Below are 25,043 nucleotides of genomic sequence, written 5' to 3' on the forward strand. Positions count from 1 at the left end.
CAGAGGAATTCACGGAACCTCCGGCACACCCGAAGGTGTCCCGCGCACAGCCGCCATAGCAAAATGCCAGGCGGCAAAAAGCGCCGGCATTATAGGCAAGCGCTTGTGGGTCCGTGAACAGGCTCGACCGGCTAAGATCGGCCGCCGATGCATCGGCGACCGGGCAACTATGCGGTTCCCCTGCGCTGCAACAACCGCCAATGTGTTGCCATTACCTACAGCCGGCCTTCGATTCAATCATTACCCTCAGCGTAACGATCCAACGCCGCGCTTGATTGATGCCCCCCGTTTTCACTCCTAAGGTGACTGCCACGACAGCGAACCCGTGGAGTGAGCATGACAACAATAATTTCCCCCGACGCGCGCTGGTCGCGGCGGCGCAGCGAAAAGCAGCGGCGCCTCGAGCAGGTGCGCGCCATCGCCGATGGCGTGGTGTTGCCGACCGACAAGATCGTCGCGGCGCTGGAGGCTCTGATCCTGCCCGGCGACCGGGTGGTGCTGGAGGGCAACAACCAGAAACAGGCGGACTTTCTCTCCCGCTCCCTGGCCAAGGCCGACCCGGCCAAGCTGCATGACCTGCACATGATCATGCCCAGCGTCGGCCGCTCCGAGCACCTGGACCTGTTCGAGCGCGGCATCGCCCGCAAGCTGGACTTCTCCTTCGCCGGCACCCAGAGCCTGCGCATCAGCCAGTTGCTGGAAGACGGGCTGCTGGAAATCGGCGCCATCCACACCTACATCGAGCTCTATGCGCGGCTGGTGGTGGACCTGATCCCCAATGTGGTGCTGTCCGCCGGCTTCATGGCCGACCGCGCCGGCAACATCTACACCGGCCCCAGTACCGAGGACACCCCGGCGCTGATCGAGCCGGCGGCCTTCAGCGACGGCATTGTCATCGTCCAGGTCAACCAGTTGGTGGACGACGTCAGCGAGCTGCCCCGGGTCGACATTCCCGCGTCCTGGGTGGATTTCGTGGTGGTGGCCGACAAGCCGTTCTACATCGAGCCGCTGTTCACCCGTGACCCGCGCCACATCAAGCCGGTGCACGTGCTGATGGCGATGATGGCGATTCGCGGCATCTACGAAAAACACAACGTACAGTCGCTGAACCACGGCATCGGTTTCAACACTGCGGCCATCGAGCTGATCCTGCCCACCTACGGCGAATCCCTGGGGCTCAAGGGCAAGATCTGCCGCAACTGGACCCTCAATCCCCACCCGACCCTGATCCCCGCCATCGAAAGCGGCTGGGTGGACAGCGTGCATTGCTTCGGCACCGAATTGGGCATGGAGAACTACATCGCCGCGCGCCCGGACGTGTTCTTCACCGGCCGCGATGGCTCGCTGCGTTCCAACCGGATGTTCTGCCAACTGGCAGGGCAGTACGCGGTGGATCTGTTTATCGGCGCCACCTTGCAGGTGGATGGCGACGGTCATTCTTCCACCGTGACCCGCGGCCGCCTGGCCGGTTTCGGTGGTGCGCCGAACATGGGCCACGACCCGCGCGGGCGGCGCCACGGCACTCCGGCCTGGCTGGATATGCGCCAGGATCAAAGCGATGCGCCCCAGGCCATGCTCGAACGCGGCAAGAAGCTGGTGGTGCAGATGGTGGAAACCTTCCAGGAAGGCGGCAAACCGACCTTCGTCGAGACCCTGGACGCGGTGGACGTGGCGCGCAAGAGCGGCATGCCCCTGGCGCCGATCATGATCTACGGCGACGACGTCACCCACCTGCTGACCGAGGAGGGCATCGCCTACCTGTACAAGGCCCGCTCCCTGGAAGAGCGTCAGGCGATGATTGCCGCCGTGGCTGGGGTGACCGCCATCGGCCTGCGGCACAACCCCAAGGACACCGCGCGCATGCGCCGTGAAGGCCTGATCGCCTTGCCGGAAGACCTGGGCATCCGCCGCACCGATGCCAGCCGCGAGCTGCTGGCGGCGAAAAGCGTCGCCGATCTGGTGCAGTGGTCCGGTGGCTTGTACAACCCACCCGCCAAGTTCAGGAGCTGGTAATGCACGCACTCAACCTGCAATCACAACCCCTGAGCCTGGCCGAGCGCCTGGCGGACCTGGCGGTGGACGCGCTGATCGACGAGGCCGACCTGTCGCCCAAGCCGGCCCTGGTGGACCGCCGTGGCAATGGCGCCCACAGCGACCTGCACCTGGGCCTGATGCACGCTTCGGCCCTGGCCCTGTGGCCGGCGTTCAAGGAAATGGCCGAGGCGGCGCTGGCATTCGGCGCCGTCGGCCTGCCCCTGCGCGAAGCCCTGGGGCGCATCGGTCGTGAAGGCGAGCGAGCCATGCTGACCACCACCGGCGGGGTGAACACTCACCGTGGGGCGATCTGGGCCCTGGGCCTGCTGGTGGCCGCCGCCGCGCTGGAGCCGCGATCCACCCGTGCCGGCAGTGTCGCGCTGCGGGCCGCGCGCCTGGCCTTGCTGGAGGATCGCTATGCCCCACGGCCCCTGAGCCACGGCGCCCAGGTGGCGCTGCGTTACGGCGTGCGTGGCGCTCGGGAAGAAGCCCAGCAGGGCTTTCCCGCGGTGCTGCAATGGGGGTTGCCGCAGCTCAAGCGCAGCCGTGCCCAGGGCCATGGCGAACAGAACGCCCGACTCGATGCCTTGCTGGCGATCATGAGCCAGCTGGCCGACACCTGCGTGCTCTACCGCGCCGGTGAACAAGGCCTGCAGGCCATGCAACAGGGCGCCCAGGCGGTGCTCGATGCCGGTGGCAGCGCCAGCCTCGCCGGGCGCCGCCGCCTGCACGAACTGGACCTGCAACTGTTGACCTTGAATGCCTCGCCCGGCGGTGCCGCCGACTTGCTGGCGGCCAGCCTGCTGCTGGACCGGATCGAATCCGCCGACGCCTTTCACCCGGGAGCGAACTGATGGAAACCTTGTCCTTTGAATTTCCCGCCGGCCAGCCCGGTCGTGGCCGCGCCCTGGTGGGCTGTGTCGGCTCCGGCGACCTGGAAGTGCTGCTGGAGCCGGGGCAGCCCGGCAAACTGACCATCCAGGTGCAGACCTCGGTCAATGGCAGCGCCGCGCGCTGGCAGCACCTGTTCGAGCGCATGTTCGACGGCCAGACGCCGCCGGCGCTGCTGATCGATATCCATGATTTCGGCGCCACCCCGGGGGTGGTGCGCCTGCGCCTGGAACAGGGCTTCGAGGAGATCGGCCATGACTGACAGCGCACGTTTATTGAACAAGCACAGCTTCGTCGAGCTGGGTGCTCGGCAGCGCGCTCGGGCCTTGCTGGATGCCGGCAGTTTCCGTGAGTTGCTGGACCCGTTCCAGCGGGTCATGTCGCCGTGGCTGGCGCGCCAGGGCGTGGTGCCCCAGGCCGATGACGGGGTGGTGATCGCCAAGGGCAGCATCGATGGCCTGCCGGTGGTGGTGGCCGCCATCGAAGGTGCCTTCCAGGGCGGCAGCCTGGGTGAAGTGGGCGGGGCGAAGATCGCCGGGGCCCTGGAACTGGCCGCCGAGGACAACCGCAACGGCACCCCGACCCGCGCCGTGCTGCTGCTGGAAACCGGTGGCGTGCGCTTGCAGGAAGCCAACCTGGGGCTGGCGGCGATTGCCGACATCCATGCGGCGATTGTCGACCTGCGCCAGTACCAGCCGGTGATCGGCGTGGTGGCCGGCAGCGTCGGCTGCTTTGGCGGCATGTCGATTGCCGCCGGGCTGTGCAGTTATCTGCTGGTCACCCAGGAAGCGCGCCTGGGGCTCAACGGCCCGCAGGTGATCGAACAGGAGGCCGGGCTTGAGGAATACGACTCCCGGGACCGGCCGTTCATCTGGAGCCTGACCGGCGGCGAGCAGCGTTTCGCCAGTGGCCTGGTGGACCGGTATGTGGCGGATGATGTGGCGCAGATCCAGGCCCAGGTCCGCGAACTGCTGGCCCTCGGCTTGCCGCAACGGCAGCGCAGCCGCGAGGCCGAACACTACCTGCAACGTCTGGCTCGTCTGGACACTGGGCCGCAAATCGATGCGGCGACGGTTCGCGATCTGTATCAAGGAGACCGCTCATGAGTGCGTGTTCGTTGCGGGGCCTGAACTGGTTCAACGCCTTGAGTGGCGGCGTCGCGCCGCTGACCGGCCTGCCGCCGTCGCTGCGGGTGGCCGATGGCGAGCTGGCCGGGCAGCCGGTGCGTTTTATCGCCGTGGTGGCCGACCCGGAGAATCGTTTTCCCCGTGCCCGCCAGGGCGAGGTCGGCCTGCTGGAAGGCTGGGGCCTGGCCAAGGCGGTGGATGAGGTGATCGATGCCGACCGCGACCAGCCCCACAAGCGGGCGCTGATCGCCATCGTCGATGTCCCGAGCCAGGCCTATGGCCGGCGTGAAGAAGCCTTGGGCATTCATCAGGCCCTGGCCGGTGCCGCCGACAGCTATGCCCGGGCGCGCCTGGCCGGGCACCCGGTGATTGCCCTGCTGGTGGGCAAGGCCATGTCCGGGGCCTTTCTGGCCCACGGGTATCAGGCCAACCGCCTGATCGCCCTGCGCGACCCGGGGGTGATGGTGCACGCCATGGGCAAGGCCTCGGCGGCGCGGGTCACCCTGCGCAGCGTCGAGGAACTGGAAGCCCTGGCCGCCAGCGTGCCGCCCATGGCCTATGACATCGACAGCTACGCCGGCCTGGGCCTGCTCTGGGAAAGCCTGTCGGTGCGGCAGATCGAACAGCCCACGGCCGAGGATCGGGTCGCGGTCGAGGAGTGTCTGCTGGCGGCCATCGTCGATGTGCGGGCCAAGGGCGTCGACCTGAGCGGCCGGCTGGGGGCGGCGAACCGGGCGGCGTCGAGCCGGGTCCGCCAATTGCTGCGGGAACAATGGTGAACGGCCTCGGCCCCTGGCTGCCCCACGACCTGCTGTGGGGCATGACCCCGGCGCAGTTGGCCGCCGATGCGCCGGATTGGGCCTTTGCCGTGCTGGAGGCGGGGCAGCCGGTGGTGGTGCGGCGGGCGCTGACGGCGCCGGGGCAGATCGCGGTCGGCCTGCGCGGCCGCACCCGCGAGCAGCGCTACCCGGCGTTGCTGGCACTGGACTCGGTGCAGCGTGGGGTGTACCCCGAAGCGCTGTGCCAGTTGAGTGGCACGCGCTCATTGCCGGCGCTTCAGGCCTTGCAGCAACTGCGGGGCGAGCTGAATGCCCTGGGCCTGGTCTGGGGCGTCAGCGGCAGTGCCGGTTTCGAGCTGGCCTCCGGGGTGGCTGCGCTGCATCAGCACAGTGACCTGGACCTGATCCTGCGCACACCGGAACCCTTTTCCCGGGCTCAGGCCCGGGAGCTGCTGGCCCTGCTGGAGCGCGCCGAGTGCCCGGTAGACCTGCAACTGCAGGTTCCGGCCGGGGCCGTGGCGCTGCGTGAATGGGCGGGAGCCGCGCCTCGGGTGCTGCTCAAGAGTGCCGAAGGCGCGCGCTTGGTCAGTGATCCTTGGTGCCTTCTGGAGCAGGTGGCATGAGCAGCCTGTTGGTGTTTCCGGGCCAGGGCGCGCAGCAGCCGGGGATGCTCCAGCGTCTGCCGCCAAGCCCGCAAACCCGCGCCTGCCTGCAGGAAGCCAGTGAGGTCCTGGGGGAAGACGTACTGACCCTGGATTCGCCCCAGGCCCTGGCCAGCACCCGGGCGGTGCAGTTGTGCCTGCTGATCGCCGGCGTGGCCAGTGCCCGGACCCTGTTGCAAGCGCCGCTCCGGGCGGACTATGTGGCGGGCCTGTCCATCGGTGCCTATCCGGCGGCGGTGGTGGCCGGGGCCCTGGAGTTTGCCGATGCCTTGCGCCTGGTGCGCCTGCGGGGCGAGTTGATGCAGCAGGCGTATCCGCAGGGCTATGGCATGACCGCATTGATCTGCCTGGACCTGGCGGCGGTGGAGGATTTGCTGGCCCAGGTCCACAGCCCGCAGACGCCGGTGTACCTGGCCAATATCAACGCCGACAGCCAGGTGGTGATCGCCGGCAGCGATGCGGCGATGCAGGCGGTGGCCGAGCTGGCCCGGGGTTGCGGAGTCGGCGTGGCCAAGCGGCTGGCGGTCAGCGTACCGTCCCATTGCCCGCTGCTGGAGCAACCGGCCCAGACCCTGGCCGCGGCCTTTGCCGAGGTGCCCCTGCAGATGCCCGTGCTGGGTTACCTCAGTGGCAGTCGGGCCCGACCGCTGCGCACGCTGGAGCAGCTGCGCGACGACCTGGCGTTCAACATGTGCCGGGTGGTGGATTGGCGCGGCACCGTGCAAGGCGCCTACGAGCGCGGGGTGCGCCTGCAGATCGAATTGCCGCCCGGTGCGGTACTGACCGGGCTGGCCCGCCGGGTGTTTGCCCAAGGGACGGTGATTGCCTTCGACGGCGCGCGCCTGGACACCCTGCAAGCCCTGTTGAGTGAGGAGGGAAGCCGCGACCGATAGAGCACCGACTCAGGCTGACGAAGCACAAGAACAACAACTTCGACGATGCACTTTGAGGACAACAACAATGATTATCTACGGTGTGGCCTTTCTGGCCTTTTGTACCCTGGTGGGTATTTTCATCGGTGAGCTGCTGGGCAAATTGATCGGCGTGCCGGCCAATGTCGGCGGCGTCGGTATCGCCATGCTGCTGTTGATCGGCTTGGGCAGCTACCTGCACAAGCGCGGGCTGTTCGCCGGCAAGTCCGAACAGGGCGTGGAGTTCTGGGGCGCGGTGTACATCCCCATCGTGGTGGCCATGGCCGCGCAGCAGAACGTCTACGGCGCGCTCAAGGGCGGGCCGATGGCGATTCTCGCGGGCACCCTGGCGGTGGTGATCGCCTTCGCCCTGGTGCCGGTGCTGGTGCGCATCGGCAACAAGGCGCCGGATGCGGCCGTTGCTCAGAAAACAGTGGGGTAAGGGCCATGTACGAATCGATGATGAAGGTCATTACCGGCTACGGGCTGATCAGCGGTTTCGCCGTGATCGGGATCACCATGTGGGTGTCCTACTGGATCTCCAACACCTTTACCAAGGGCCGCCTGCACGGCTCGGCCATCGCCATTCTGCTGGGGCTGGTGCTGTCCTATGTCGGTGGCGCCTTCACCGGCGGGCAGAAGGGTGTGGTGGACATTCCGCTGTTGTCGGGCATCGGCCTGCTGGGCGGGGCCATGCTGCGGGACTTCGCGATTGTCGCCACGGCCTTCGGGGTCAGTGTCGAGGAGCTCAAGCGTGCCGGGTTCGTGGGCGTGCTGGCGCTGTTTGTCGGGGTTGGCTCGTCCTTTGTCGCCGGGGTCGGCGTGGCCATGGCTTTTGGCTACACCGATGCGGTGAGCCTGACCACCATCGGCGCCGGGGCGGTGACCTACATCGTCGGCCCGGTGACCGGTGCGGCGATTGGCGCCAGCTCCGAAGTCATGGCGCTGTCGATTGCCGCGGGGTTGATCAAGGCGATCCTGGTGATGGTGATGACGCCGTTCGTGGCGCCGTTGATCGGCCTCAACAACCCGCGCAGCGCGGTGATCTTCGGCGGCCTGATGGGCACCTCCAGCGGCGTTGCCGGGGGCCTGGCGGCCACCGATCCGAAGCTGGTGCCCTACGGTTGCCTGACGGCGGCGTTCTACACCGCCCTGGGTTGCCTGCTCGGGCCGTCGTTGCTGTTCCTGCTGATGCGCGGCCTGCTGGGCGCGTAGGGGCCGGCTTGCGGGCGCGTTCGCTGGCAAGCCAGCTCCTACGAGGTGAGTGCATCGCGGATTTCGTGTAGGAGCCGGCTTGCCGGCGAAGGGGCCCTCGGAGTTTGTGCCGGGCTTGCGCGTGCTTTCGCTGGCAAGCCAGCGCCAAGCAAGGCCGAGCCGAGCGCCGTTGGGCGGGCTTCTAGGTACTTTGCCGGTTGGCGTACATCCGGCATTCGGCCAGCAGCGCCAACAGGTTCGGGTCGCGCTCCTTGGCCTTGAGAAACACCACGCCGATATGTTGCTGCAGGCGGTAGCGCGCCTGCAGCGGTATCAGTTTCACGCGGTTTTCATACACCGCGGCAATCCTTCCCGGTAGCAACGCATAACCGACCCCGGAGCTGACCATGCTCAGCAGGGTGAAGATGTCGTTGACCTGCATCGCCACCTTCGGTTCGAACCCCGCCTGCTTGAACACTCGCACCCCGTCCTGATGGGTGGCGAACCCCTGGGTCAGGGTGATGAAGGTGGCGTCGCGCACGTCGGCCAGGTCCACTTCGCGCTGCTGGGCGAAGGGCGAATCGGCCGGGGTGGCGAGGAAGATATCGTCGGAAAACAGCGGCAACTGCTCGCAGTCCGGGTCGTTGACGCTGTCGTCCAGGGAAATCAGGATGGCGTCCACTTCCATGTTCTTGAGCTTGTACAGCAGGTCGATGTTGGAGCCCAGGATCAGGTCGATATTCAGTTCGCTGCGGCGCAGCTTCAGGCCCATGATCAGTTGCGGCACGGTTTTCACCGTCAATGAGTAAAGCGCGCCGAGCTTGAAGCGTTCTGCAGAGAAGCCTGCCGCTTCACGGGTCAGGCGCACGCTCTCGACCACGTCCTGCACCAGCTTCTGCGCGCGTTCCTCCAGCACGAAGGCGCTTTCCAGCGGCGTCAGGTTGCGTCCTTCATGCTTGAACAGCGGGCAGCGCAGGGCGTTTTCCAGGGAGTGGATGGCCCGATGCACGCTGACATTGCTGGTCTGCAACTCGGCGGCGGCGCGGGCCAGGTTGCCGGTGCGCATGAAGGCCAGAAACACTTCGAGCTTTTTCAGGGTCAACTCTTCGTCGATGAGCATGGTCCGGCCTCGGCTGATGAGGGGCTGATGATGCCCGATGAGTCCGAAAGTGGCCGCTGGTTTTTTATCGCCGTGCCCCCATTGAGCTATTGCGCTTTCAAACTGCAGGCCTGAGCCTTGCGTGGTTTTTCATGTTTCAAGGGTGAGTGACCGATGTATCACGGAGAAAGATTCAACGCCTGGACCCACTTGCTGGGGGCGATCGCGGCGTTTATCGGCGGCATCTGGCTGGTGGTGCTGGCCAGTATCGACGGCAGTCCGTGGAAGATCGTCAGTGTGGCGATCTACGCCTTCACCTTGCTGGTGCTCTACAGCGTGTCCACGGTCTATCACAGCGTGCGCGGCCGGGCGAAGAACATCATGCAGAAGGTCGATCACTTTTCGATCTACCTGCTGATTGCCGGCAGCTACACGCCGTTCTGCCTGGTGACCCTGCGCGGGCCCTGGGGCTGGACCCTGTTCGGGATTGTCTGGGGGCTGGCGCTGATCGGCATCCTCCAGGAGATCAAGCCGCGTTCCGAGGCGCGGATCCTCTCCATCGTGATCTACGCGGTGATGGGCTGGATCGTCCTGGTGGCGGTCAAGCCGTTGCTGGCGGCCCTGGGAACCGCCGGGTTTGCCTGGCTGGCGGCGGGCGGGGTGCTGTACACCGTGGGCATCATCTTCTTCGCCCTGGACAGCCGCCTGCGCCATGCCCACGGCATCTGGCACCTGTTCGTGATTGCCGGCAGCCTGCTGCATTTCGTCGCCATCCTCTTCTACGTCCTGTAGGAGCCGGCTGGCCGGCGAAGAGTCCCTCGCGATTTGCACCGGGCTTGCGGCCGCTTTCGCTGGCAAGCCAGCTCCTACGGGGCGGGGCGCTGCGGATTGGCGTAGGAGCCGGCTTGCCGGCGAAGAGTCCCTCGCGATTTGCACCGGGCTTGCGGCCGCTTTCGCTGGCAAGCCAGCTCCTACGGGGCGAGGGACTGCAGATTGGTGTAGGAGCCGGCTGGCCGGCGAAGAGTCCCTCGCGATTTGCACCGGGCTTGCGGTCGCTTTCGCTGGCAAGCCAGCTCCTACGGGGCGAGGGACTGCAGATTGGTGTAGGAGCCGGCTGGCCGGCGAAGGGGGCCTTCGGGATTTGCACCGCGCTTGCGGCCGCCCTCGCTGGCGAGCCAGCGCCTACAAGGGATGGTCGAGTTGGGCCTGGGCCTGGCGGGCGAAGATCTCCAGCAGGCTGGCCAGGGTATGGGGCGGCGGTTCGGCGGCGCGGGTCACCGCGTACAGGGCGATCGGCAGCGGCGGGCTCAGGGGCCGGATGACGGTGCTGGCGGTTGATGCGCCCAGGGCGGTGAACGGGTCGATCAGCGCCAACCCGGCGCCGGACTCGACCATGGCCCGGGCCAGGGAGTAGGTCTGTACGGCAATGCTGATCCGCGGCGGTGGCTCCACGGCCTTGAGGTAGCTGTCCAGGCGCGCCGACAGCGGGTCGCTGCTGCTCAGGCCAATCAGCGGTGCGTTCGCCAGTTCCATCAGGGCCAGCGGCTGGCCGCGCACGGCGGGCGGCCAATAGTCCAGCGGCGCCAGGGCCACCAGCACGCCCTCGGCCAGGGGCTGTGCGCAGAGCCCGGGGTGATCCGGGCGCTGCAGGGTCAGGGCCACGTCGATTTCCCGCATCAGCAGGTTCTGCACCAGTTCGCGGCTGTGGGCGCTGGACAGTTCGCACAGGCTGTCCGGGTAGAGGCGGGTCCATTCACGGATGGCCGGTGGCAGCAGCGCCAGGGCCAGGGCCGGGGTGGCGCCGATGCGCAGGCTGTGGCCCGGTGCCCGGCGCAGGTTCTGGGCCAGGCGCCGCACGCCTTGCAGGCTTTCGCTGACCTTGTCCACTTCGCGCTCCAGCTCCAGGGCTTCCGGAGTCGGCTGCAACTTGCCCCGCACCCGCAGGAACAGCGGGAAACCCAGCTGCAGTTCGGCGTGCTGCAGGACCTTGGTCACCGCCGGTTGCGAGACGTGCAGCAACTGCGCGGCGCCGCTGATGGAGCCGGCCTGGCGGATGGCCTGGAAGATTTCGATATGACGCAGGCGCATGGGGCAGTCCATAACCTTTGTTTATGGGAGGTGCATCTTTATTCATTGTCCGGCGCCTGTCACCTGCCCCTAACCTTGGGCCATCGAACAACGGGTCATCGAATAACGGGCTAGGGGCAGTCATGAGTCAGCAGGTTTGCATCATCGGTGGCGGCGTCATCGGCTTGGCCAGTGCCTACGCCCTGGTCCGCCAGGGCTTCGAGGTGACCCTGGTGGAGGCCCAGGAGTCCCTGGGTAGCCAGACCAGCTTCGCCAACGGCGGGCAGTTGTCCTATCGCTATGTGGCGCCTTTGGCCGATGCCGGCGTGCCCTGGCAGGCCCTGGGCTGGATGCTCAAGGGCGACTCGCCGCTCAAGCTGCGCCCGCGCCTGGACCCGGCACAGTGGCGCTGGCTGGCGGGGTTTCTCGGGGCTTGCCGGCACTCGGTGAACCAGCGCAATGGCGCTCACCTGCTGCGCCTGGCGCTGCTCAGCCAGAGCACCCTGCAACGCTGGCGCGAAGAGGATGGCCTGCAGGGCTTCGACTGGCGGCGCAACGGCAAGCTGGTGACCTTTCGCGAGCCCGGCAGCTTCGAACATGCCCGGCGCAACCTGGCGGACAGCCGCCAGCAGCAGGTGTTGTCCGGTGCCGAATGCACCGCCCTGGAGCCGACCCTGGGGGACACGCCCTTCGTCGGTGGCATCTATACCCCGGATGAAGAAGTGGCCGACTGCCACGCGTTCTGCCAGCAGCTGGCGGCGTGGCTGCGGGCTTCCGGGCGCTGCGAAATCCTCCTCGGCCAGCGGGTCCGGGCCATCCACCATGGGGGCGACCGGGTCCAGGCCATCGACCTGGGCGAGCGCCAATTGCCGGTGCAACAGCTGGTGCTGGCGGCCGGTCATCGCAGCCCCGAGTTGCGCCTGCCGGGGCTCAAGCTGCCGCTGTATCCGCTCAAGGGCTACAGCCTCAGCGTGCCCATCGGCCCGCAGCACCGGGCACCGGAGATCAGCATCACCGACTACAACCGCAAGATCGTCTACGCGCGTATCGGCCAGCAACTGCGGGTGGCGGCGATGGTCGACATCGTCGGTTTCGATCCGTCCCCGGACCCGGATCGCCTGGCCCTGATGCGCCGGCAGGCCGAGCAGACCTTCGCCGACGCCGGCGATTATCATGCCGCCATCGAATGGGCCGGCATGCGTCCGGCCACCCCCAGCGGCGTGCCGCTGATCGGCGCCACCGCCTACCGCAACCTGTGGCTCAACCTCGGCCACGGCGCGCTGGGTTTCACCCTGGCCTGTGGCAGCGGCCAGTTGCTGGGCGAACTGATCGGCCAGCGCTCCACCAGCATCGACATGCAGGGCCTGACGCCCCGCGTCGCCTGAACGTTCAAGGGAGTCTTCAGATGAGTATCCAGCGTATCCACAGCAACGAGCGCCTGAGTGGCGCGGTGACCTTTGCCGAACTGGTGTTTCTCTCCGGCCAGGTGCCGGGGGCCAGCAGCGACATCGGCGGCCAGACCCGCGAGGTGCTGGAGAAGATCGACGCCTTGCTGGCCGAGGCCGGTAGCGACAAGGACCATCTCTTGAGCGCGACGATCTACCTCAAGGACATCCAGGCCGACTTCGCGGTGATGAACGAAGTCTGGTCGGCCTGGCTGTCTCCCGGTCAGGCGCCGGCGCGTACCACCTTGCAGGCGGCCCTGGCACGCCCGCAGATCCTCGTCGAAATCAGTGTCATCGCGGTTCGCCGCTGAGCCGCCTTAACCCACAACGGAGAATAACAATGCATAAGATCACGTTGCTCGGCTGCACCCTGGGGCTGTTGTTCAGCGCCATTTCCCAGGCCAACGAGGCGCCCCTGGATGGCACCCTGGCCAAGATCGCCAACAGCGCCAGCATTACCTTGGGTTATCGCGACGCTTCGGTGCCCTTTTCCTACGTGGGCGACAACAGCGGCAAGCCCATGGGCTATTCGGTGGAGCTGGCGAGCAAGGTGGTGGAGCGCATCCAGCAGCAGTTGCACCTGCCCAAGCTGAATGTGAAGTACAACCTGGTGACCTCGCAGACGCGCATTCCCCTGGTGCAGAACGGTACCGTGGACCTGGAATGCGGCTCCACCGGGGTGACCGCCGAGCGGCAGAAGCAGGTGGCGTTCTCCTACGGTTTTATCTACGTCAAAGGGCAACTCTTGACCGCCAAGGACAGTGGGATCAAAAGCTTCGCCGACCTGCGGGGCAAGAACGTGGTGACCACGGCGGGGACCACCAACGAGCGGTTTCTCAAGAACTACAACGTCGAGCACAAGATCGACATGTTCGTGATCAGCGCCAAGGACCACGGAGAGGCGTTCCAGATGCTGCAGACCGGGCGCGCGGCGGCGTTCTACATGGATGATGCGCTGCTCTACGGCGAACGGGCCAAGGCTCGCGATCCGCACAATTGGGTGGTGGTGGGGGAGGAGCAGTCGCGGGAGATCTACAGCTGCATGGTGCGCAAGGATGATCCGCAGTTCCTGGCGCTGGTCAACGGCGCCTTGGCGGATCTGTACCGCTCCGGGGAAATCAACGGCATCTACCAGCGCTGGTTCCAGCAGCCGATTCCGCCCAAGGGCCTGAACCTGGAGTTCCCCATGACCGCCGAGCTGAAAGCCATCATCGCCCGGCCCACCAGCGATCCGGTGGAGTAACCGGCTGTTGCGCCGCCACCTGTAGGAGCCGGCTTGCCGGCGAAGGGGCCCTTGAGACGTGTACGGGACTGATGGGCGCCTTCGCTGGCAAGCCAGCTCCTACGGTGGGTGTTTGACCGGGGACTGTTTTAGAAATCGCCCCACAGTTGCTGGGCCACGGCCAGGGCCACCACCGGGGCGGTTTCGGTACGCAGCACGCGAGGGCCGAGGCGGGCGGGCAGGAAGCCGGCGCCGTGGGCCTGCTCCACTTCGGCATCGGACAGGCCGCCTTCCGGGCCAATCAGGAAGGCCAGGGTCTGCGGTTTGGCATGGCTTTCCAGGGGCTGGGCCACCGGGTGCAGCACCAGCTTCAGGTCGGCCTCGGTCTGCTTGATCCAGTCCGCCAGCAGCACGGGCGGATGAATCACCGGAACTTGCGAGCGCCCGCATTGCTCGCAGGCGCTGATGGCCACCTGGCGCCAGTGCAGCAGGCGCTTGTCGGCGCGTTCGTCCTTGAGCCGCACTTCGCAGCGCTCGCTGAAGATCGGGGTGATCTCGCTGACCCCCAGCTCCGTGGCTTTCTGAATCGCCCAGTCCATGCGTTCGCCCCGGGACAGGCCCTGGCCGAGGTGAATCCGCAGCGGCGACTCTGGCTGGCCGGCAAAGCGTTCATCCAGCTGCACGCGCACGCGCTTCTTGCCCACTTCCACCAGGGTGCCGCGAAACTCCGTTCCCGAGCCGTCGAACACTTGCAGTGCATCGCCTTCGGCCATGCGCAGCACGCGCCCGATGTAGTGGGCCTGGGCTTCCGGCAGTTCGTGCTCGCCGAGGCTCAGGGGGGCGTCGATAAAGAAGCGGGACAATCTCATCTGGGTTCTCTGTTGAATGTGTATCGGTGGAAAGCCTTTAGTGGCAAGGCAGCTGGCTCCCGCTCGGCGGCGAAGCCGTCGTTGAAGCCGCCGAGGTGCTCAGCCTGGTTTGGGACCACTGCGCGGTCCCTCGCCACCATTGATGGCCTGCTCTAGCCCGGATCGCGAAAGCCCGGGTGGAAGTCCTTGGGCACGGCCACGCTGACGCTGTCGCGGGTGGCGATGTCGATGCCTTCGCTGGCCACTTCGGCGAGGAAATCGATCTGCTCCGGGGTGATCACGTAGGGCGGCAGGAAGTACACCACGCTGCCCAGGGGACGCAGCAGCGCGCCGCGCTCCAGGGCGTGCTGGAACACCTTCAGGCCACGCCGCTCCTGCCAGGGGTAGGCGGTCTTGCCGGCCTTGTCCTGGACCATCTCGATGGCCAGGACCATGCCGGTCTGGCGCACTTCGGCGACGTGGGGGTGGTCCACCAGGTGCGCGGTGGCGCTGGCCATGCGCTGGGACAGGGCGCGGTTGTTGGCGATGACGTTGTCCTGCTCGAAGATGTCCAGGGTCGCCAGGGCCGCCGCACAGGCCAGCGGGTTGCCGGTGTAGCTGTGGGAGTGGAGGAAGGCGCGCAGGGTCGGGTAGTCGTCGTAGAAGGCGCTGTAGACGTCGTCGGTGGTCATGCACGCGGCAAGGGGCAGGTAGCCGCCGGTCAGGGCCTTGGACAGGCACAGGAAGTCCGGGCGGATGCCGGCCTGTTCGCAGGCGAACATCGTGCCGGTGCGGCCGAAGCCGACGGCGATCTCGTCGTGGATCAGGTGCACGCCGTAGCGGTCGCAGGCTTCGCGCAGCAGCTTGAGGTACACCGGGTGGTACATGCGCATGCCGCCGGCGCCCTGGATCAATGGCTCGACGATGACCGCGGCTACCGTGTCGTGGTGTTCGGCGAGGGTCTGCTCCATGGCGGCGAACATGTTTCGCGAGTGTTCTTCCCAGCTCATGCCATCGGGACGCAGGTAGCAGTCCGGGCTCGGCACCTTGAGGGTGTCCAGCAGCAGGGCCTTGTAGGTTTCGGTGAACAGCGGCACGTCGCCCACCGACATCGCCGCGATGGTTTCGCCGTGGTAGCTGTTACTCAGGGTGACGAAGCGCTTCTTGTTCGGTTGGCCGCGGTTGATCCAGTAGTGGAAGCTCATCTTCATCGCCACTTCGATGCACGACGAACCGTTGTCGGCGTAGAAGCAGCGGGTCAGGCCTTCGGGGGTGATCTGCACCAGGCGCTCGGACAGCTCGATCACCGGCTGGTGGCTGAAACCGGCGAGGATCACGTGTTCCAGTTGGTCCACCTGGTCCTTGATGCGCTGGTTGATGCGCGGGTTGGCGTGGCCGAAGACGTTGACCCACCAGGAACTGACGGCATCCAGGTAACGTTTGCCTTCGAAGTCTTCCAGCCAGACGCCTTCACCGCGCTTGATCGGGATCAACGGCAGTTGTTCGTGGTCTTTCATCTGGGTGCAGGGATGCCACAACACCGCAAGATCGCGTTGCATCCACTGGTTATTCAGGCCCATGTACAGTCTCCTGGAGGCAGCTCGCTGAGGGGGCGGGCGAACAATCGGGCAAGCCTATGCAATGCATGGCCGCGGGACAACCTATTGTGCAGGGCGGCAACCGGGGATGGCGCGACCCAGGGGTAAAGACGTAGCCGCTCGCTGCCAGGGCACGGGTGGCGATGGCCTCGAAAGCGTCAGAAAATGCCCTTAATCTTTTCTTAATACCCTGAGCCCAGAGTACTGATCGTATTTCTCGATATTTCAAAGCAAATTTTTTCGCTTTAATTCGATAGGTAAATCGCTAGTCTTGGTCAGCGTTTCTTACAGGATGCAACTGATGCAGTTACGTAATTCTTCTTCTCGCTACGGCTGGGTAAGCATTGTTCTGCACTGGGGCGTGGCCCTGGCAGTCTTCGGTCTGTTCGCCCTGGGCCTGTGGATGGTCGGCCTCGACTACTACAGCACCTGGCGCAAAGACGCGCCGGACCTGCACAAGAGCATTGGCCTGACGCTGTTCGCGATCATGCTGCTGCGGGTGTTGTGGCGGTTTGTCAGCCCACCGCCGCCAGCGCCGGCCAACCATGGACGTCTGACCCGCCTGGGGGCCAAGTTGGGACATGGGTTCCTGTACTTGGGTCTGTTCGCGGTGATGATTGCCGGCTACCTGATTTCCACCGCAGACGGCGTGGGTATCCCGGTGTTTGGCTTGTTTGAAGTTCCTGCCCTGGTTTCCGGACTGCCGGACCAGGCAGATGTAGCAGGTGTGGTGCATCTGTACCTGGCCTGGGCGCTGGTGATTTTCGCCGGCATCCATGGCCTGGCCGCCTTGAAGCACCACTTTATCGATCGTGATGCGACCCTCACCCGTATGCTGGGTCGCAAAGCCTGATGTTCAACCTTGACTCAAAAGGAATAGAAAGCATGTTGAAAAAGACTCTCGCCGCATTGGCCATCGGTTCTGCTGTATTGGCGGCCGGTCAAGTGATGGCAGCGGACTACGTGATCGACAAGGAAGGCCAGCACGCCTTCGTCGACTTCAAGATCAGCCACCTGGGCTACAGCTTCATCACCGGTACCTTCAAGGACCTGGACGGCAAGTTCAGCTTCGACGCGGCCAAGCCGGAAGACGCCAAGATCGAAGTCAACGTGCGCACCGCCAGCGTGTTCACCAATCACGCCGAACGTGACAAGCACATCACCAGCAAGGACTTCCTGGAATCCAGCAAGTTTGCCGATGCCAAGTTCGTCTCCACCAGCGTCAAGCCCACCGGCAAGAATGCCGATGGCAAGCTGACCGCCGACGTGGCGGGCGACCTGACCCTGCACGGCGTGACCAAGCCGGTCGTGGTCAAGGCCACTTTCCTGGGTGAAGGCAAGGATCCATGGGGCGGCTACCGTGCCGGCTTCGAAGGCACCACCAGCATCAATCGCCAGGATTTCGGCAAGATGATGGACCTGGGCCCGGCGTCCAACAACGTCGACCTGTACATCAGCTTTGAAGGTGTGAAAGCGAAGTAATGCTTCGCCTGTAGCCGCTGCCGCAGGCTGCGACAAGGCCCGCAGGGCCTCCGCGATTCAATTCGCACAGCCCTTACTGGACTGATCGCAACCTGCGCCAAGGCAAAAAAAGCGCCCCCGACCACAAATCGGGGGCGTTTTTTATTGCCCGTCATACAGCCCGGTGAGCCTGGCAGGCCCTTGCGCCGGGTTCCCCGTCGTTCGCAGCCTGCGGCAGTGGCTACAGAAAGCACTCTCGACCAGCTCCCACAAAAAACGCCCCGGGTCTTGCGACCAGGGGCGTTTTTCATTTCAGCGCGGTGACTCAGCGATTGCGGGTCAGCAGCGCCGGCTTCTCGCCCCGTGGACGGCTTGGCAACTGGTCCAGTTGCTCAGGCGTCGGGAAACGATCGATCTTGGACTCTTTGTGCATGATCTTCGGCTGGTTGCTCCGAGGGTTCTGCACCGCAGGTTCCTGGCGGGCCTGATCGTCACGGTTCGGCCGGCGATTGCGCGATTCGTCGCGACGGCCCTGGCTGTCACGCGGGGCGCCGTTGCGTGGACCGCCGCTGCGCTTGGCGGGCGCGGTGCCGGTGGTGCTGCCGTTGCTGTTGCGCGGGCTACCGGAGCGACCCTGGCCGCCGCCGCGAGGTGGATTGCCGGCACCGGCGCCTGCACCCTGGGCCGGAGCCCCTGGACGGCGGCCGCGGCCCTGGTTGTTCTTGTTCTGGTAGGGGCTGACGTAGTCGGCGCGGTTACCGAAGTTGTCCACGTCGTCGTCGAGGAACTCGTCCGGTGCCCGATCGGCACGGGGCGTCGGCTGGCGCTGTTCGCGAGTCGGGGTGCCTTCGCGGGGCTTCTGCTCGCGGGCCGGGCGTTCGCCACGGGCCGGCTTGTCTTTGCCGCCCTTGTCCTTGCCCTTGTCCTTGCGACCGCCGCCACCGCCACCGCCGTTCGGGCCATCGCCGCGTGGGCCGCGAGGATTGCGCGGGTTGCGTACGTCCGGACGCTCGCGCACTTCCGGCTTCTCGGCTTCCACGGCGCTGGCATCGAAGCCCATCAGGTCGCCATCGGCGATCTTCTGCTTGGTCATGCGCTCGATGCTTTTCAGCAGTTTTTCTTCGTCCGGGGCCACCAGGGAGATGGCCTCGCCCGAGCGACCGGCGCGGCCGGTACGGCCGATACGGTGCACGTAGTCTTCGTCGACGTTGGGCAGCTCGAAGTTGACCACGTGGGGCAGTTGGTCGATATCCAGGCCGCGAGCGGCGATATCGGTGGCCACCAGGATCCGCACGTCGCCGGCCTTGAAGTCGGCCAGGGCCTTGGTGCGGGCGTTCTGGCTCTTGTTGCCGTGGATCGCCACGGCGCTCAGGCCGTGCTTGTCCAGGTATTCGGCCAGGCGGTTGGCGCCATGCTTGGTGCGGGTGAACACCAGCACCTGTTCCCAGGCGCCGGCGGTGATCAGGTGCGCCAGCAGCGAGCGTTTGTGGCTGGCGGGCAGGCGGAACACCCGCTGCTCGATGCGCTCCACCGTGGTGTTGGGCGGAGTGACTTCGATGCGCTCGGGGTTGTGCAGCAGCTTGCCGGCCAGGTCCGTGATGTCCTTGGAGAAGGTCGCGGAGAACAGCAGGTTCTGGCGCTTGGCCGGCAGGCGCGCGAGGACTTTCTTCACGTCATGCACGAAGCCCATGTCGAGCATGCGGTCGGCTTCGTCGAGCACGAGGATTTCCACGTGGGACAGGTCGACGCTGCCTTGGCCGGCCAGGTCCAGCAGACGGCCGGGGCACGCCACCAGCACGTCCACGCCACGGGCCATGGCCTGGACTTGGGGGTTCATGCCGACGCCGCCGAAGATGCAGGCGCTGACGAACTTCAGGTCGCGGGCGTACAGCTTGAAGCTGTCATGCACTTGCGCGGCCAGTTCGCGAGTCGGGGTCAGGACCAGGACGCGGGGTTGGCGCGGGCCGTGACGCTGGGATTTGTCCGGATGACCGTTGGGAAACAACCGCTCCAGGATCGGAAGGGCGAAACCGCCGGTTTTACCAGTACCTGTCTGTGCCGCGACCATCAGATCGCGACCTTGCAACACGGCGGGGATGGCCCGCTGTTGCACCGGAGTAGGCTGGGTGTAGCCGGCGGCTTCGATGGCGCCGACTAAAGCCTCGGAGAGACCGAGGGAAGCAAAGGACATGAGTAATCCTGTTTTAGTGAGGGCTTGGCCCAAAGGGATAATCTTGCCGAGCGTGAATGGCGTTTAAGAGGACGCAATCCCGTCCGGTCCTGCTGGCCTGAAGGCTCATCACCGGTGGCTCGCGCGGGCCGGATGGCTGCGCCGTAGCGGGGTGGAGAGGCCTTGAACAGGGTCCAGCGTCCGGGCGTGAGCCTGGCGGGAGGCCGGAGTATAACAGAGCATTCGATGTGCGCTGCTTTCCTACTGCTCAACGGTTTTTTCTGACTCTCGGGTGGATGAAGACCTGACAGGGGGCAGAATGGGTTCCGCGCCGTACTTGGCGCTCAATTCGGCGTAGGCCGGTTCGCGCTTGAAGCGCTTGAGTTCGGCGCCGAAGCGTTGCACCAGCAGGTCCATCCCGGCATTGCGGCGCAGCGCCAGGTACTGGCTCTGGCGGCTGATGACGGTGGAATTCTGGCTCACCTGATCGCGGATGCCCAAGCTGTCCAGCAGGTGCTGGCCGACCCGTTTGTCGGTGATCAGCAGGTCAATCCGCCCCAGCAGCAGCTTGCCGAAGTTGGCTTCGTGGGTCGGTGCCGGTTCGCGCTTGAACAGGGTCGATTGACTGAAGTCATCGCTGTACAGGTAGCCGGGCGAGGTGCCGATGGTCAGGCCCTTGAGCTCATCCAGATGCTTGAACGGATGGGGGCGCTGCTTGGCGTAGAACATCACGAACTCGACGTCCGACAGGGGCTCGCTGGGGTAGAGCAGGGTGCTGTCGCGCTGGTCGCTGTGAAAGATGTCCAGGGCCCCGTCGGCCTGGCCGGTTTCCAGCATCGCCAGGCAGCGCTTCCAGGGCAGGAATTGCCATTCCACATCTATCCCCAGGCGCTGAAAGACAATGGCCGTGGTTTCGTAGTCCAGCCCCAGGACCTTGCCGTTTTCTTCGTAGACGTAGGGCGCCCAGGGCTCGGTGACAATACGCAGCTTCTCGCCATGGGCCGCGAGGCTCAGGCAAGTGCAGAGAAGGGTGATCAGCAGCCGGGCAATGACAGACATTGCTGGAGATTACGACGGGCGCCGGTTAAATAGCTAGAGGTGCTCTAGATCAAGGGCTAGTCGGGTTTTGTCTGCACCAGATGCAAGTAGATCGCCTTGCGCCGCTCACCCAGTACCAGGCGGACTATCGGGTGGTTGAACCAGTTTTCGAGCTGATGGTTTTCAAGGGGGCTGTCAAGACGACGTTCAACGTTCTCGCGGGCCTTTTCCCACCAGACAGGCATGCAAGCCTGATCGAACGGGTTGGAGTGTTGGTAGCAGCCGTAGAGGATCTCTCGCATGAACTGGCGCTGTTGCTTGGGAAGGAACAGCGTCACGAGTTTATAGGCCATGCGCTGGGCCGCCGGCGGTCGTGGCAGCGTGGCAGTCACCAGGCGTGTTTCATCCAGCGCAAAGGTGCTGGTCGGATCGGCCCCGTGCTTGTCGAGCCAGGCCTTCGTCTTGGCGCGAAACAGCTGTTTACGGCTCCAGTAGTGATGGATCAGGTCGGGACATTCGCGTACCTGGGTGGTGCGGTAGGCGGCTACCGACAGACAGAACTCTTCTAGGGTGTAGGCACCCTGTGCCAGAGGGTAGAACTCGTCCATCAAGGCGATCGATTGCTCCAGAACGCCCGCATCGGCGCGGTCGAGTCCGATGACGCCCGAGTTGAGCAGTGGCATCTGGTCATCCGCCAGGTTTCTCTGGCGCAGCACGTCAGCCAGGGTTTGATACAGACCGGCTTCTTTGTTGCTGCCGTACTGCAGGCCGAAGGCATTGCATAACAAGGTTCCGGGCTCAATACGCCGGAACAGCTCCAGCGGCGAGCAATGGAAAAAGGTATCGGTGTCGATCAGCAGGGCCCGTTCAGCCTCCTGCAGCACCTGTTGCATCACTACGTGCTTGGAGCGGAAGTGGTAGCCATGGGGGGCGATCCATGTCTTGCGGGTGTTCTCGTCCAGCTCACGCACTCGAACCGGCAAACCCTGATAAGGCGCGGGGTTGTCGGTAAAGACCTGAATATCCAACCCTTCTCCCGGTGTTTCGCGCAGACCGGCCAAGGCACTGGCAATGCTGAACACCGCCTCCTGGTGATAAGTGTTGGCACCGTAAACCAGGTAAATCAGCTGAGGGTTTGTGGCGGGGCGAGTGGTCGACATCTACAGCGATCATCCATGGAGAATGTGAGTGGGGTGAAAAAAAGGCCCTGGATTTCGCCAGGGCCTCCTTGCTAAGTGCTACGTCATTTCAGCGCGGCAGCTTCAGGTTGTTCCAGATCGCCAGGCTCGGGTCGGCCTGGTTCAGGGTGTAGAAGTGCAGCCCTGGTGCTCCGCCTTGCAGCAGGCGTTCACACATTTCGCTAATCACCTGCTCGCCAAAAGCCTGAATGCTGGCGCTGTCGTCGCCATAGGCTTCCAGCTGCTTGCGGATCCAGCGCGGGATCTCGGCGCCGCAGGCGTCGGAGAAGCGCGCCAGCTTGCTGTAGTTGGTGATGGGCATGATGCCCGGCACGATCGGGATGTTCACGCCCATCTTCTGCACGCGCTCGACGAAGTAGAAGTAGCTGTCGGCGTTGAAGAAGTACTGGGTGATCGCGCTGTCGGCACCGGCATTGGCCTTGCGGGCGAAGTTGCGAAGATCGTCTTCGAAATTGCGCGCCTGTGGGTGCATTTCCGGGTAGGCGGCGACTTCGATATGGAAGTGGCTGCCAGTCTCTTCGCGAATGAAACTCACCAGGTCGTTGGCGTGGCGCAGCTCGCCGCTGGCCATGCCCATGCCCGAAGGCAGGTCGCCACGCAGGGCGACGATGCGCTTGATGCCGGCTGCCTGGTACTGCTTGAGCAGGCCGCGCAGGTCGTCCTTGCTGTCGCCGACGCAGGACAGATGCGGCGCCGCGGGAATTTTTACTTCGCTCTCCAGTTGCAGCACGGTGTTGACCGTACGATCACGGGTCGAGCCGCCGGCGCCGTAGGTGCAGGAGAAGAAGTCGGGGTTGTAGCCGGCCAGCTGACGGGCAGTGGCGAGCAGTTTTTCATGTCCAGCATCGGTCTTGGTGGGGAAGAACTCGAAGCTGTAACGACGTTCTTGGGACATGGAGGGAACCTCCAGCTACAAGCCGCAAGCCGCAAGGTCCAGGAGAAGCGTGGGTGCGCTCGTCTCCTGTTCCTGGAGCTCGTTGCCTGACGCTGTTTAAGCAAATAGGGGCAAAGCGTGAGGCTTTGTGCGGCAAGCCCGGCTTGTGGCCCTGGCTTGCCGCGTGTAGCTCAACGCTTGCAGCTGCTCTTAGTAGCGATAGGCGTCTGGCTTGAACGGGCCTTCGACGGTCACGCCGATGTAGTCAGCCTGTTGCTTGGTCAGTTGAGTGACCACGCCGCCGAAGCCGCGGACCATTTCCAGGGCCACTTCTTCGTCGAGTTTCTTCGGCAGTACTTCAACGGTCAGGCGCTCGGCTTTCTGGGCCGGCGACAGGTCGGCGTACTTCTGGCCGAACAGGAAGATCTGCGCCAGTACCTGGTTGGCGAACGAGCCGTCCATGATGCGGCTTGGGTGACCGGTGGCGTTGCCCAGGTTCACCAGGCGACCTTCGGCCAGCAGGATCAGGTAGTCGTCGTTCTGTGGGTCGAAGTCGCCGTGGCCGGTGCGGTGGATCTTGTGCACCTGTGGCTTCACTTCTTCCCATGCCCAGTTCTTGCGCATGAAGGCGGTGTCGATTTCGTTGTCGAAGTGGCCGATGTTGCAGACCACGGCGCGCTTCTTCAGGGCCTTGAGCATGTTGGCATCGCAGACATTGACGTTGCCGGTGGTGGTCACGATCAGGTCGATCTTGCCCAGCAGGGCCTTGTCGATGCAGGCTTCGGTGCCGTTGTTGATGCCGTCGATGAACGGCGAAACCAGTTCGAAACCGTCCATGCAGGCCTGCATGGCGCAGATCGGGTCGACTTCGGACACCTTGACGATCATGCCTTCCTGACGCAGGGACTGGGCGGAGCCCTTGCCCACGTCACCGTAGCCGATGACCAGCGCTTGCTTGCCGGACAGCAGGTGGTCGGTGCCGCGCTTGATGGCATCGTTCAGGCTGTGACGGCAGCCGTACTTGTTGTCGTTCTTGCTCTTGGTCACCGAGTCGTTGACGTTGATCGCAGGAATCTTCAGCTCGCCTTTGGCCAGCATGTCCAGCAGGCGGTGTACGCCGGTGGTGGTTTCTTCGGTCACGCCGTGAACGCGTTCCAGCACCTGTGGGTATTTGTCGTGCAGCAGCTGGGTCAGGTCGCCGCCGTCGTCGAGGATCATGTTGGCGTCCCAAGGCTGGCCATCCTTGAGGATGGTCTGCTCCAGGCACCACTCGTACTCTTGTTCGGTTTCGCCTTTCCAGGCGAACACAGGAATGCCGGCGGCGGCGATGGAGGCAGCAGCCTGGTCTTGAGTCGAGAAGATGTTGCAGGACGACCAGCGTACTTCGGCACCCAGGGCAACCAGGGTTTCGATCAGCACGGCGGTCTGAATGGTCATGTGGATGCAGCCGAGGATTTTCGCGCCCTTGAGTGGCTGTTCAGCCAGGTACTTGCGGCGCAGACCCATCAGGGCCGGCATTTCCGACTCGGCGATGATGGTTTCGCGACGGCCCCAGGCGGCCAGGGAAATGTCGGCGACTTTGTAGTCGGTAAAATCTGCAGGCGTGTTTACAGCGCTCATGAAGAGCCTCCATTCGTAGTGTGCGAATGGGCGCCGTTGTGCGTTTAGTGTCCGTACAGGGAAGCCTGTACCGACAACGCCCCATCCGAGCCTGACAGGTCATGCCTGCTGCAGCGCCCCTCGGACAGGTGGCGGGAAAACGGTATCAGGTGCAGATGACCGTTTTGAAACGGTGGCGATTATAGCTTTCTTTAAGCAGCAAGGTGCAAGCCACAAGCAGCAAGTAAGAGCAGGTCGGTTTTTACTTGCAGCTTGTGGCTTGAAACTTGAAGCTGGGAGCGTCAATTGCACTCGTTCAAGCACCTTGGAGTCCCCCATGAATTTCCACACCCGCAAGTGGGTCAAGCCCGAAGACCTCAACCCCAACGGCACGCTGTTCGGTGGCAGTCTGTTGCGCTGGATCGACGAAGAAGCGGCGATCTACGCCATTGTCCAGCTGGGCAACCAGCGGGTCGTCACCAAGTACATTTCGGAAATCAACTTCGTCAGCGCCTCACGCCAGGGCGACATCATCGAGCTGGGCATCACCGCCACCGAGTTCGGTCGCACCTCCATCACCCTGACGTGCGAAGTGCGCAACAAGATCACCCGCAAATCCATTCTCACCGTCGAGAAGATGGTCTTCGTCAACCTCGGTGAAGACGGCCTGCCGGCACCCCACGGCCGTACCGAGATCAAATACGTCAAGGACCAGTTCAAGGACGAAGCCTGACAGCAGGCGGAGATTGCCCGGCAAGCGCGCCCCGCTCCGGACGGAACAGCCCTGAACCCCGCGTGTCGTAACCATACGACTCACCTGGTTCA

The 25,043-nt window shown here is 64.7% G+C and carries 25 protein-coding genes and 1 riboswitch; of the genes, 16 read left to right on the forward strand and 9 right to left on the reverse strand.

The window, feature by feature from the left end; translation table 11 throughout:
- Nucleotides 1-336 precede the first annotated feature (336 nt).
- From mdcA to madM, 9 genes are all read left to right on the forward strand, one after another.
- Nucleotides 337-2,013, forward strand: coding sequence for a malonate decarboxylase subunit alpha (gene mdcA, locus ACMGG8_RS05975; protein ID WP_060844864.1), 1,677 nt, complete (start codon nucleotides 337-339; stop codon nucleotides 2,011-2,013).
- Nucleotides 2,013-2,888 (forward strand): triphosphoribosyl-dephospho-CoA synthase, encoded by an 876-nt coding sequence (locus ACMGG8_RS05980; RefSeq protein WP_414159308.1) that lies wholly within the window; start codon nucleotides 2,013-2,015, stop codon nucleotides 2,886-2,888. Before mdcA ends, ACMGG8_RS05980 begins: the two co-directional genes overlap by 1 nt.
- Complete coding sequence (locus ACMGG8_RS05985) at nucleotides 2,888-3,187, forward strand: malonate decarboxylase subunit delta (protein WP_016968739.1); 300 nt, start codon at nucleotides 2,888-2,890, stop codon at nucleotides 3,185-3,187. The genes ACMGG8_RS05980 and ACMGG8_RS05985 overlap by 1 nt, the downstream gene beginning before the upstream one ends.
- The gene (locus ACMGG8_RS05990; RefSeq protein WP_060841516.1) at nucleotides 3,180-4,031 is read left to right on the forward strand and encodes a biotin-independent malonate decarboxylase subunit beta; all 852 of its coding nucleotides are present in this window, start codon (nucleotides 3,180-3,182) and stop codon (nucleotides 4,029-4,031) included. Before ACMGG8_RS05985 ends, ACMGG8_RS05990 begins: the two co-directional genes overlap by 8 nt.
- Complete coding sequence (gene mdcE / locus ACMGG8_RS05995) at nucleotides 4,028-4,831, forward strand: biotin-independent malonate decarboxylase subunit gamma (RefSeq protein ID WP_414159309.1); 804 nt, start codon at nucleotides 4,028-4,030, stop codon at nucleotides 4,829-4,831. Before ACMGG8_RS05990 ends, mdcE begins: the two co-directional genes overlap by 4 nt.
- A complete protein-coding gene (locus tag ACMGG8_RS06000) occupies nucleotides 4,828-5,454 on the forward strand; it encodes a malonate decarboxylase holo-ACP synthase (RefSeq protein ID WP_129405930.1) in 627 nt (208 codons plus the stop codon). Before mdcE ends, ACMGG8_RS06000 begins: the two co-directional genes overlap by 4 nt.
- Entirely contained in the window at nucleotides 5,451-6,386 is a 936-nt protein-coding gene (gene mdcH, locus ACMGG8_RS06005; protein ID WP_414159310.1) for a malonate decarboxylase subunit epsilon, read from the forward strand. The genes ACMGG8_RS06000 and mdcH overlap by 4 nt, the downstream gene beginning before the upstream one ends.
- Before the next feature lie 67 nt (nucleotides 6,387-6,453).
- Nucleotides 6,454-6,846 (forward strand): malonate transporter subunit MadL, encoded by a 393-nt coding sequence (gene madL, locus ACMGG8_RS06010; protein ID WP_060841513.1) that lies wholly within the window; start codon nucleotides 6,454-6,456, stop codon nucleotides 6,844-6,846.
- A 5-nt stretch (nucleotides 6,847-6,851) separates the two neighbouring features.
- A complete protein-coding gene (madM, locus tag ACMGG8_RS06015; RefSeq protein WP_016968745.1) occupies nucleotides 6,852-7,619 on the forward strand; it encodes a malonate transporter subunit MadM in 768 nt (255 codons plus the stop codon).
- A 181-nt stretch (nucleotides 7,620-7,800) separates the two neighbouring features.
- Here madM and ACMGG8_RS06020 read toward each other — a convergent pair whose 3' ends face one another.
- A complete protein-coding gene (locus ACMGG8_RS06020) occupies nucleotides 7,801-8,718 on the reverse strand; it encodes a LysR substrate-binding domain-containing protein (protein WP_016968746.1) in 918 nt (305 codons plus the stop codon).
- Nucleotides 8,719-8,871: 153 nt separating this feature from the next.
- Here ACMGG8_RS06020 and trhA point away from each other — a divergent pair, with 153 nt between their 5' ends.
- A complete protein-coding gene (gene trhA, locus ACMGG8_RS06025; protein WP_060841512.1) occupies nucleotides 8,872-9,489 on the forward strand; it encodes a PAQR family membrane homeostasis protein TrhA in 618 nt (205 codons plus the stop codon).
- Nucleotides 9,490-9,879: 390 nt separating this feature from the next.
- Here trhA and ACMGG8_RS06030 read toward each other — a convergent pair whose 3' ends face one another.
- Nucleotides 9,880-10,785, reverse strand: coding sequence for a LysR family transcriptional regulator (locus tag ACMGG8_RS06030; RefSeq protein ID WP_414159311.1), 906 nt, complete (start codon nucleotides 10,783-10,785; stop codon nucleotides 9,880-9,882).
- A 122-nt stretch (nucleotides 10,786-10,907) separates the two neighbouring features.
- On the opposite strand from ACMGG8_RS06030, the gene ACMGG8_RS06035 reads away from it, so the two are divergent.
- Genes ACMGG8_RS06035 through ACMGG8_RS06045 form a run of 3 tightly spaced genes read left to right on the forward strand, consistent with a single transcriptional unit; the run spans nucleotide 10,908 to nucleotide 13,452 of the window.
- Nucleotides 10,908-12,149 carry a D-amino acid dehydrogenase gene (locus tag ACMGG8_RS06035; protein WP_414159312.1) on the forward strand — a complete coding sequence of 414 codons (1,242 nt, stop codon included), beginning with the start codon at nucleotides 10,908-10,910 and terminating at the stop codon, nucleotides 12,147-12,149.
- A gap of 20 nt (nucleotides 12,150-12,169) precedes the next feature.
- Nucleotides 12,170-12,520 carry a RidA family protein gene (locus tag ACMGG8_RS06040; protein WP_060841510.1) on the forward strand — a complete coding sequence of 117 codons (351 nt, stop codon included), beginning with the start codon at nucleotides 12,170-12,172 and terminating at the stop codon, nucleotides 12,518-12,520.
- A 29-nt stretch (nucleotides 12,521-12,549) separates the two neighbouring features.
- A complete protein-coding gene (locus ACMGG8_RS06045; protein ID WP_060841509.1) occupies nucleotides 12,550-13,452 on the forward strand; it encodes a transporter substrate-binding domain-containing protein in 903 nt (300 codons plus the stop codon).
- Nucleotides 13,453-13,580: 128 nt separating this feature from the next.
- Here the strand turns inward: ACMGG8_RS06045 and ACMGG8_RS06050 are convergent, their stop codons facing one another.
- Together ACMGG8_RS06050 and ACMGG8_RS06055 are read right to left on the reverse strand one after the other, a co-directional pair.
- Nucleotides 13,581-14,300, reverse strand: coding sequence for a 16S rRNA (uracil(1498)-N(3))-methyltransferase (locus tag ACMGG8_RS06050; RefSeq protein WP_414159313.1), 720 nt, complete (start codon nucleotides 14,298-14,300; stop codon nucleotides 13,581-13,583).
- 152 nt (nucleotides 14,301-14,452) lie between these two features.
- A complete protein-coding gene (locus tag ACMGG8_RS06055; RefSeq protein ID WP_414159314.1) occupies nucleotides 14,453-15,859 on the reverse strand; it encodes an adenosylmethionine--8-amino-7-oxononanoate transaminase in 1,407 nt (468 codons plus the stop codon).
- A gap of 319 nt (nucleotides 15,860-16,178) precedes the next feature.
- Here ACMGG8_RS06055 and ACMGG8_RS06060 point away from each other — a divergent pair, with 319 nt between their 5' ends.
- Together ACMGG8_RS06060 and ACMGG8_RS06065 are read left to right on the forward strand one after the other, a co-directional pair.
- Entirely contained in the window at nucleotides 16,179-16,730 is a 552-nt protein-coding gene (locus ACMGG8_RS06060; RefSeq protein WP_016968753.1) for a cytochrome b, read from the forward strand.
- Between the two features lie 32 nt (nucleotides 16,731-16,762).
- Nucleotides 16,763-17,359, forward strand: a complete 597-nt coding sequence (locus ACMGG8_RS06065; RefSeq protein ID WP_060841506.1) for a YceI family protein — start codon at nucleotides 16,763-16,765, stop codon at nucleotides 17,357-17,359.
- A 304-nt stretch (nucleotides 17,360-17,663) separates the two neighbouring features.
- Here ACMGG8_RS06065 and ACMGG8_RS06070 read toward each other — a convergent pair whose 3' ends face one another.
- The 5 genes from ACMGG8_RS06070 to ahcY all read right to left on the reverse strand — a co-directional run bounded on the left by ACMGG8_RS06070 (nucleotide 17,664) and on the right by ahcY (nucleotide 24,239).
- The gene (locus ACMGG8_RS06070; RefSeq protein WP_414159315.1) at nucleotides 17,664-19,529 is read right to left on the reverse strand and encodes a DEAD/DEAH box helicase; all 1,866 of its coding nucleotides are present in this window, start codon (nucleotides 19,527-19,529) and stop codon (nucleotides 17,664-17,666) included.
- 240 nt (nucleotides 19,530-19,769) lie between these two features.
- Complete coding sequence (locus ACMGG8_RS06075) at nucleotides 19,770-20,567, reverse strand: substrate-binding periplasmic protein (RefSeq protein WP_060841504.1); 798 nt, start codon at nucleotides 20,565-20,567, stop codon at nucleotides 19,770-19,772.
- A 56-nt stretch (nucleotides 20,568-20,623) separates the two neighbouring features.
- Complete coding sequence (locus tag ACMGG8_RS06080; protein WP_414159316.1) at nucleotides 20,624-21,706, reverse strand: hypothetical protein; 1,083 nt, start codon at nucleotides 21,704-21,706, stop codon at nucleotides 20,624-20,626.
- An 88-nt stretch (nucleotides 21,707-21,794) separates the two neighbouring features.
- Nucleotides 21,795-22,640, reverse strand: a complete 846-nt coding sequence (gene metF, locus ACMGG8_RS06085; protein WP_060841503.1) for a methylenetetrahydrofolate reductase [NAD(P)H] — start codon at nucleotides 22,638-22,640, stop codon at nucleotides 21,795-21,797.
- A 189-nt stretch (nucleotides 22,641-22,829) separates the two neighbouring features.
- A complete protein-coding gene (gene ahcY / locus ACMGG8_RS06090) occupies nucleotides 22,830-24,239 on the reverse strand; it encodes an adenosylhomocysteinase (RefSeq protein WP_060841502.1) in 1,410 nt (469 codons plus the stop codon).
- A gap of 21 nt (nucleotides 24,240-24,260) precedes the next feature.
- Nucleotides 24,261-24,367, reverse strand: a riboswitch (S-adenosyl-L-homocysteine riboswitch).
- Between the two features lie 188 nt (nucleotides 24,368-24,555).
- Here ahcY and ACMGG8_RS06095 point away from each other — a divergent pair.
- Entirely contained in the window at nucleotides 24,556-24,951 is a 396-nt protein-coding gene (locus ACMGG8_RS06095) for an acyl-CoA thioesterase (protein WP_060841501.1), read from the forward strand.
- The last annotated feature ends 92 nt before the right edge of the window (nucleotides 24,952-25,043 follow it).

Origin of the sequence: Pseudomonas sp. BNK-45, from assembly GCF_047456255.1 — a bacterium.
In the GTDB taxonomy this organism is placed as follows: Bacteria; Pseudomonadota; Gammaproteobacteria; order Pseudomonadales; family Pseudomonadaceae; genus Aquipseudomonas.

Bases quoted from the DNA above. Each gene is read 5' to 3' on its own strand.
- madM (WP_016968745.1), top strand. From the start codon at position 6,852: ATGTACGAATCGATGATGAAGGTCATTACCGGCTACGGGCTGATCAGC.
- ACMGG8_RS06035 (WP_414159312.1), top strand. From the start codon at position 10,908: ATGAGTCAGCAGGTTTGCATCATCGGTGGCGGCGTCATCGGCTTGGCC.
- ACMGG8_RS06020 (WP_016968746.1), bottom strand. From the start codon at position 8,718: ATGCTCATCGACGAAGAGTTGACCCTGAAAAAGCTCGAAGTGTTTCTG.
- mdcE (WP_414159309.1), top strand. From the start codon at position 4,028: ATGAGTGCGTGTTCGTTGCGGGGCCTGAACTGGTTCAACGCCTTGAGT.
- metF (WP_060841503.1), bottom strand. From the start codon at position 22,640: ATGTCCCAAGAACGTCGTTACAGCTTCGAGTTCTTCCCCACCAAGACC.
- trhA (WP_060841512.1), top strand. From the start codon at position 8,872: ATGTATCACGGAGAAAGATTCAACGCCTGGACCCACTTGCTGGGGGCG.
- ACMGG8_RS05980 (WP_414159308.1), top strand. From the start codon at position 2,013: ATGCACGCACTCAACCTGCAATCACAACCCCTGAGCCTGGCCGAGCGC.
- mdcA (WP_060844864.1), top strand. From the start codon at position 337: ATGACAACAATAATTTCCCCCGACGCGCGCTGGTCGCGGCGGCGCAGC.
- ACMGG8_RS06040 (WP_060841510.1), top strand. From the start codon at position 12,170: ATGAGTATCCAGCGTATCCACAGCAACGAGCGCCTGAGTGGCGCGGTG.
- ACMGG8_RS06065 (WP_060841506.1), top strand. From the start codon at position 16,763: ATGTTGAAAAAGACTCTCGCCGCATTGGCCATCGGTTCTGCTGTATTG.
- ACMGG8_RS06060 (WP_016968753.1), top strand. From the start codon at position 16,179: ATGCAGTTACGTAATTCTTCTTCTCGCTACGGCTGGGTAAGCATTGTT.
- ACMGG8_RS06075 (WP_060841504.1), bottom strand. From the start codon at position 20,567: ATGTCTGTCATTGCCCGGCTGCTGATCACCCTTCTCTGCACTTGCCTG.
- ACMGG8_RS06080 (WP_414159316.1), bottom strand. From the start codon at position 21,706: ATGTCGACCACTCGCCCCGCCACAAACCCTCAGCTGATTTACCTGGTT.
- ACMGG8_RS06050 (WP_414159313.1), bottom strand. From the start codon at position 14,300: ATGAGATTGTCCCGCTTCTTTATCGACGCCCCCCTGAGCCTCGGCGAG.
- ahcY (WP_060841502.1), bottom strand. From the start codon at position 24,239: ATGAGCGCTGTAAACACGCCTGCAGATTTTACCGACTACAAAGTCGCC.
- madL (WP_060841513.1), top strand. From the start codon at position 6,454: ATGATTATCTACGGTGTGGCCTTTCTGGCCTTTTGTACCCTGGTGGGT.
- ACMGG8_RS06030 (WP_414159311.1), bottom strand. From the start codon at position 10,785: ATGCGCCTGCGTCATATCGAAATCTTCCAGGCCATCCGCCAGGCCGGC.
- ACMGG8_RS06045 (WP_060841509.1), top strand. From the start codon at position 12,550: ATGCATAAGATCACGTTGCTCGGCTGCACCCTGGGGCTGTTGTTCAGC.
- ACMGG8_RS06070 (WP_414159315.1), bottom strand. From the start codon at position 19,529: ATGTCCTTTGCTTCCCTCGGTCTCTCCGAGGCTTTAGTCGGCGCCATC.
- ACMGG8_RS05990 (WP_060841516.1), top strand. From the start codon at position 3,180: ATGACTGACAGCGCACGTTTATTGAACAAGCACAGCTTCGTCGAGCTG.
- ACMGG8_RS06055 (WP_414159314.1), bottom strand. From the start codon at position 15,859: ATGGGCCTGAATAACCAGTGGATGCAACGCGATCTTGCGGTGTTGTGG.
- mdcH (WP_414159310.1), top strand. From the start codon at position 5,451: ATGAGCAGCCTGTTGGTGTTTCCGGGCCAGGGCGCGCAGCAGCCGGGG.
- ACMGG8_RS05985 (WP_016968739.1), top strand. From the start codon at position 2,888: ATGGAAACCTTGTCCTTTGAATTTCCCGCCGGCCAGCCCGGTCGTGGC.
- ACMGG8_RS06095 (WP_060841501.1), top strand. From the start codon at position 24,556: ATGAATTTCCACACCCGCAAGTGGGTCAAGCCCGAAGACCTCAACCCC.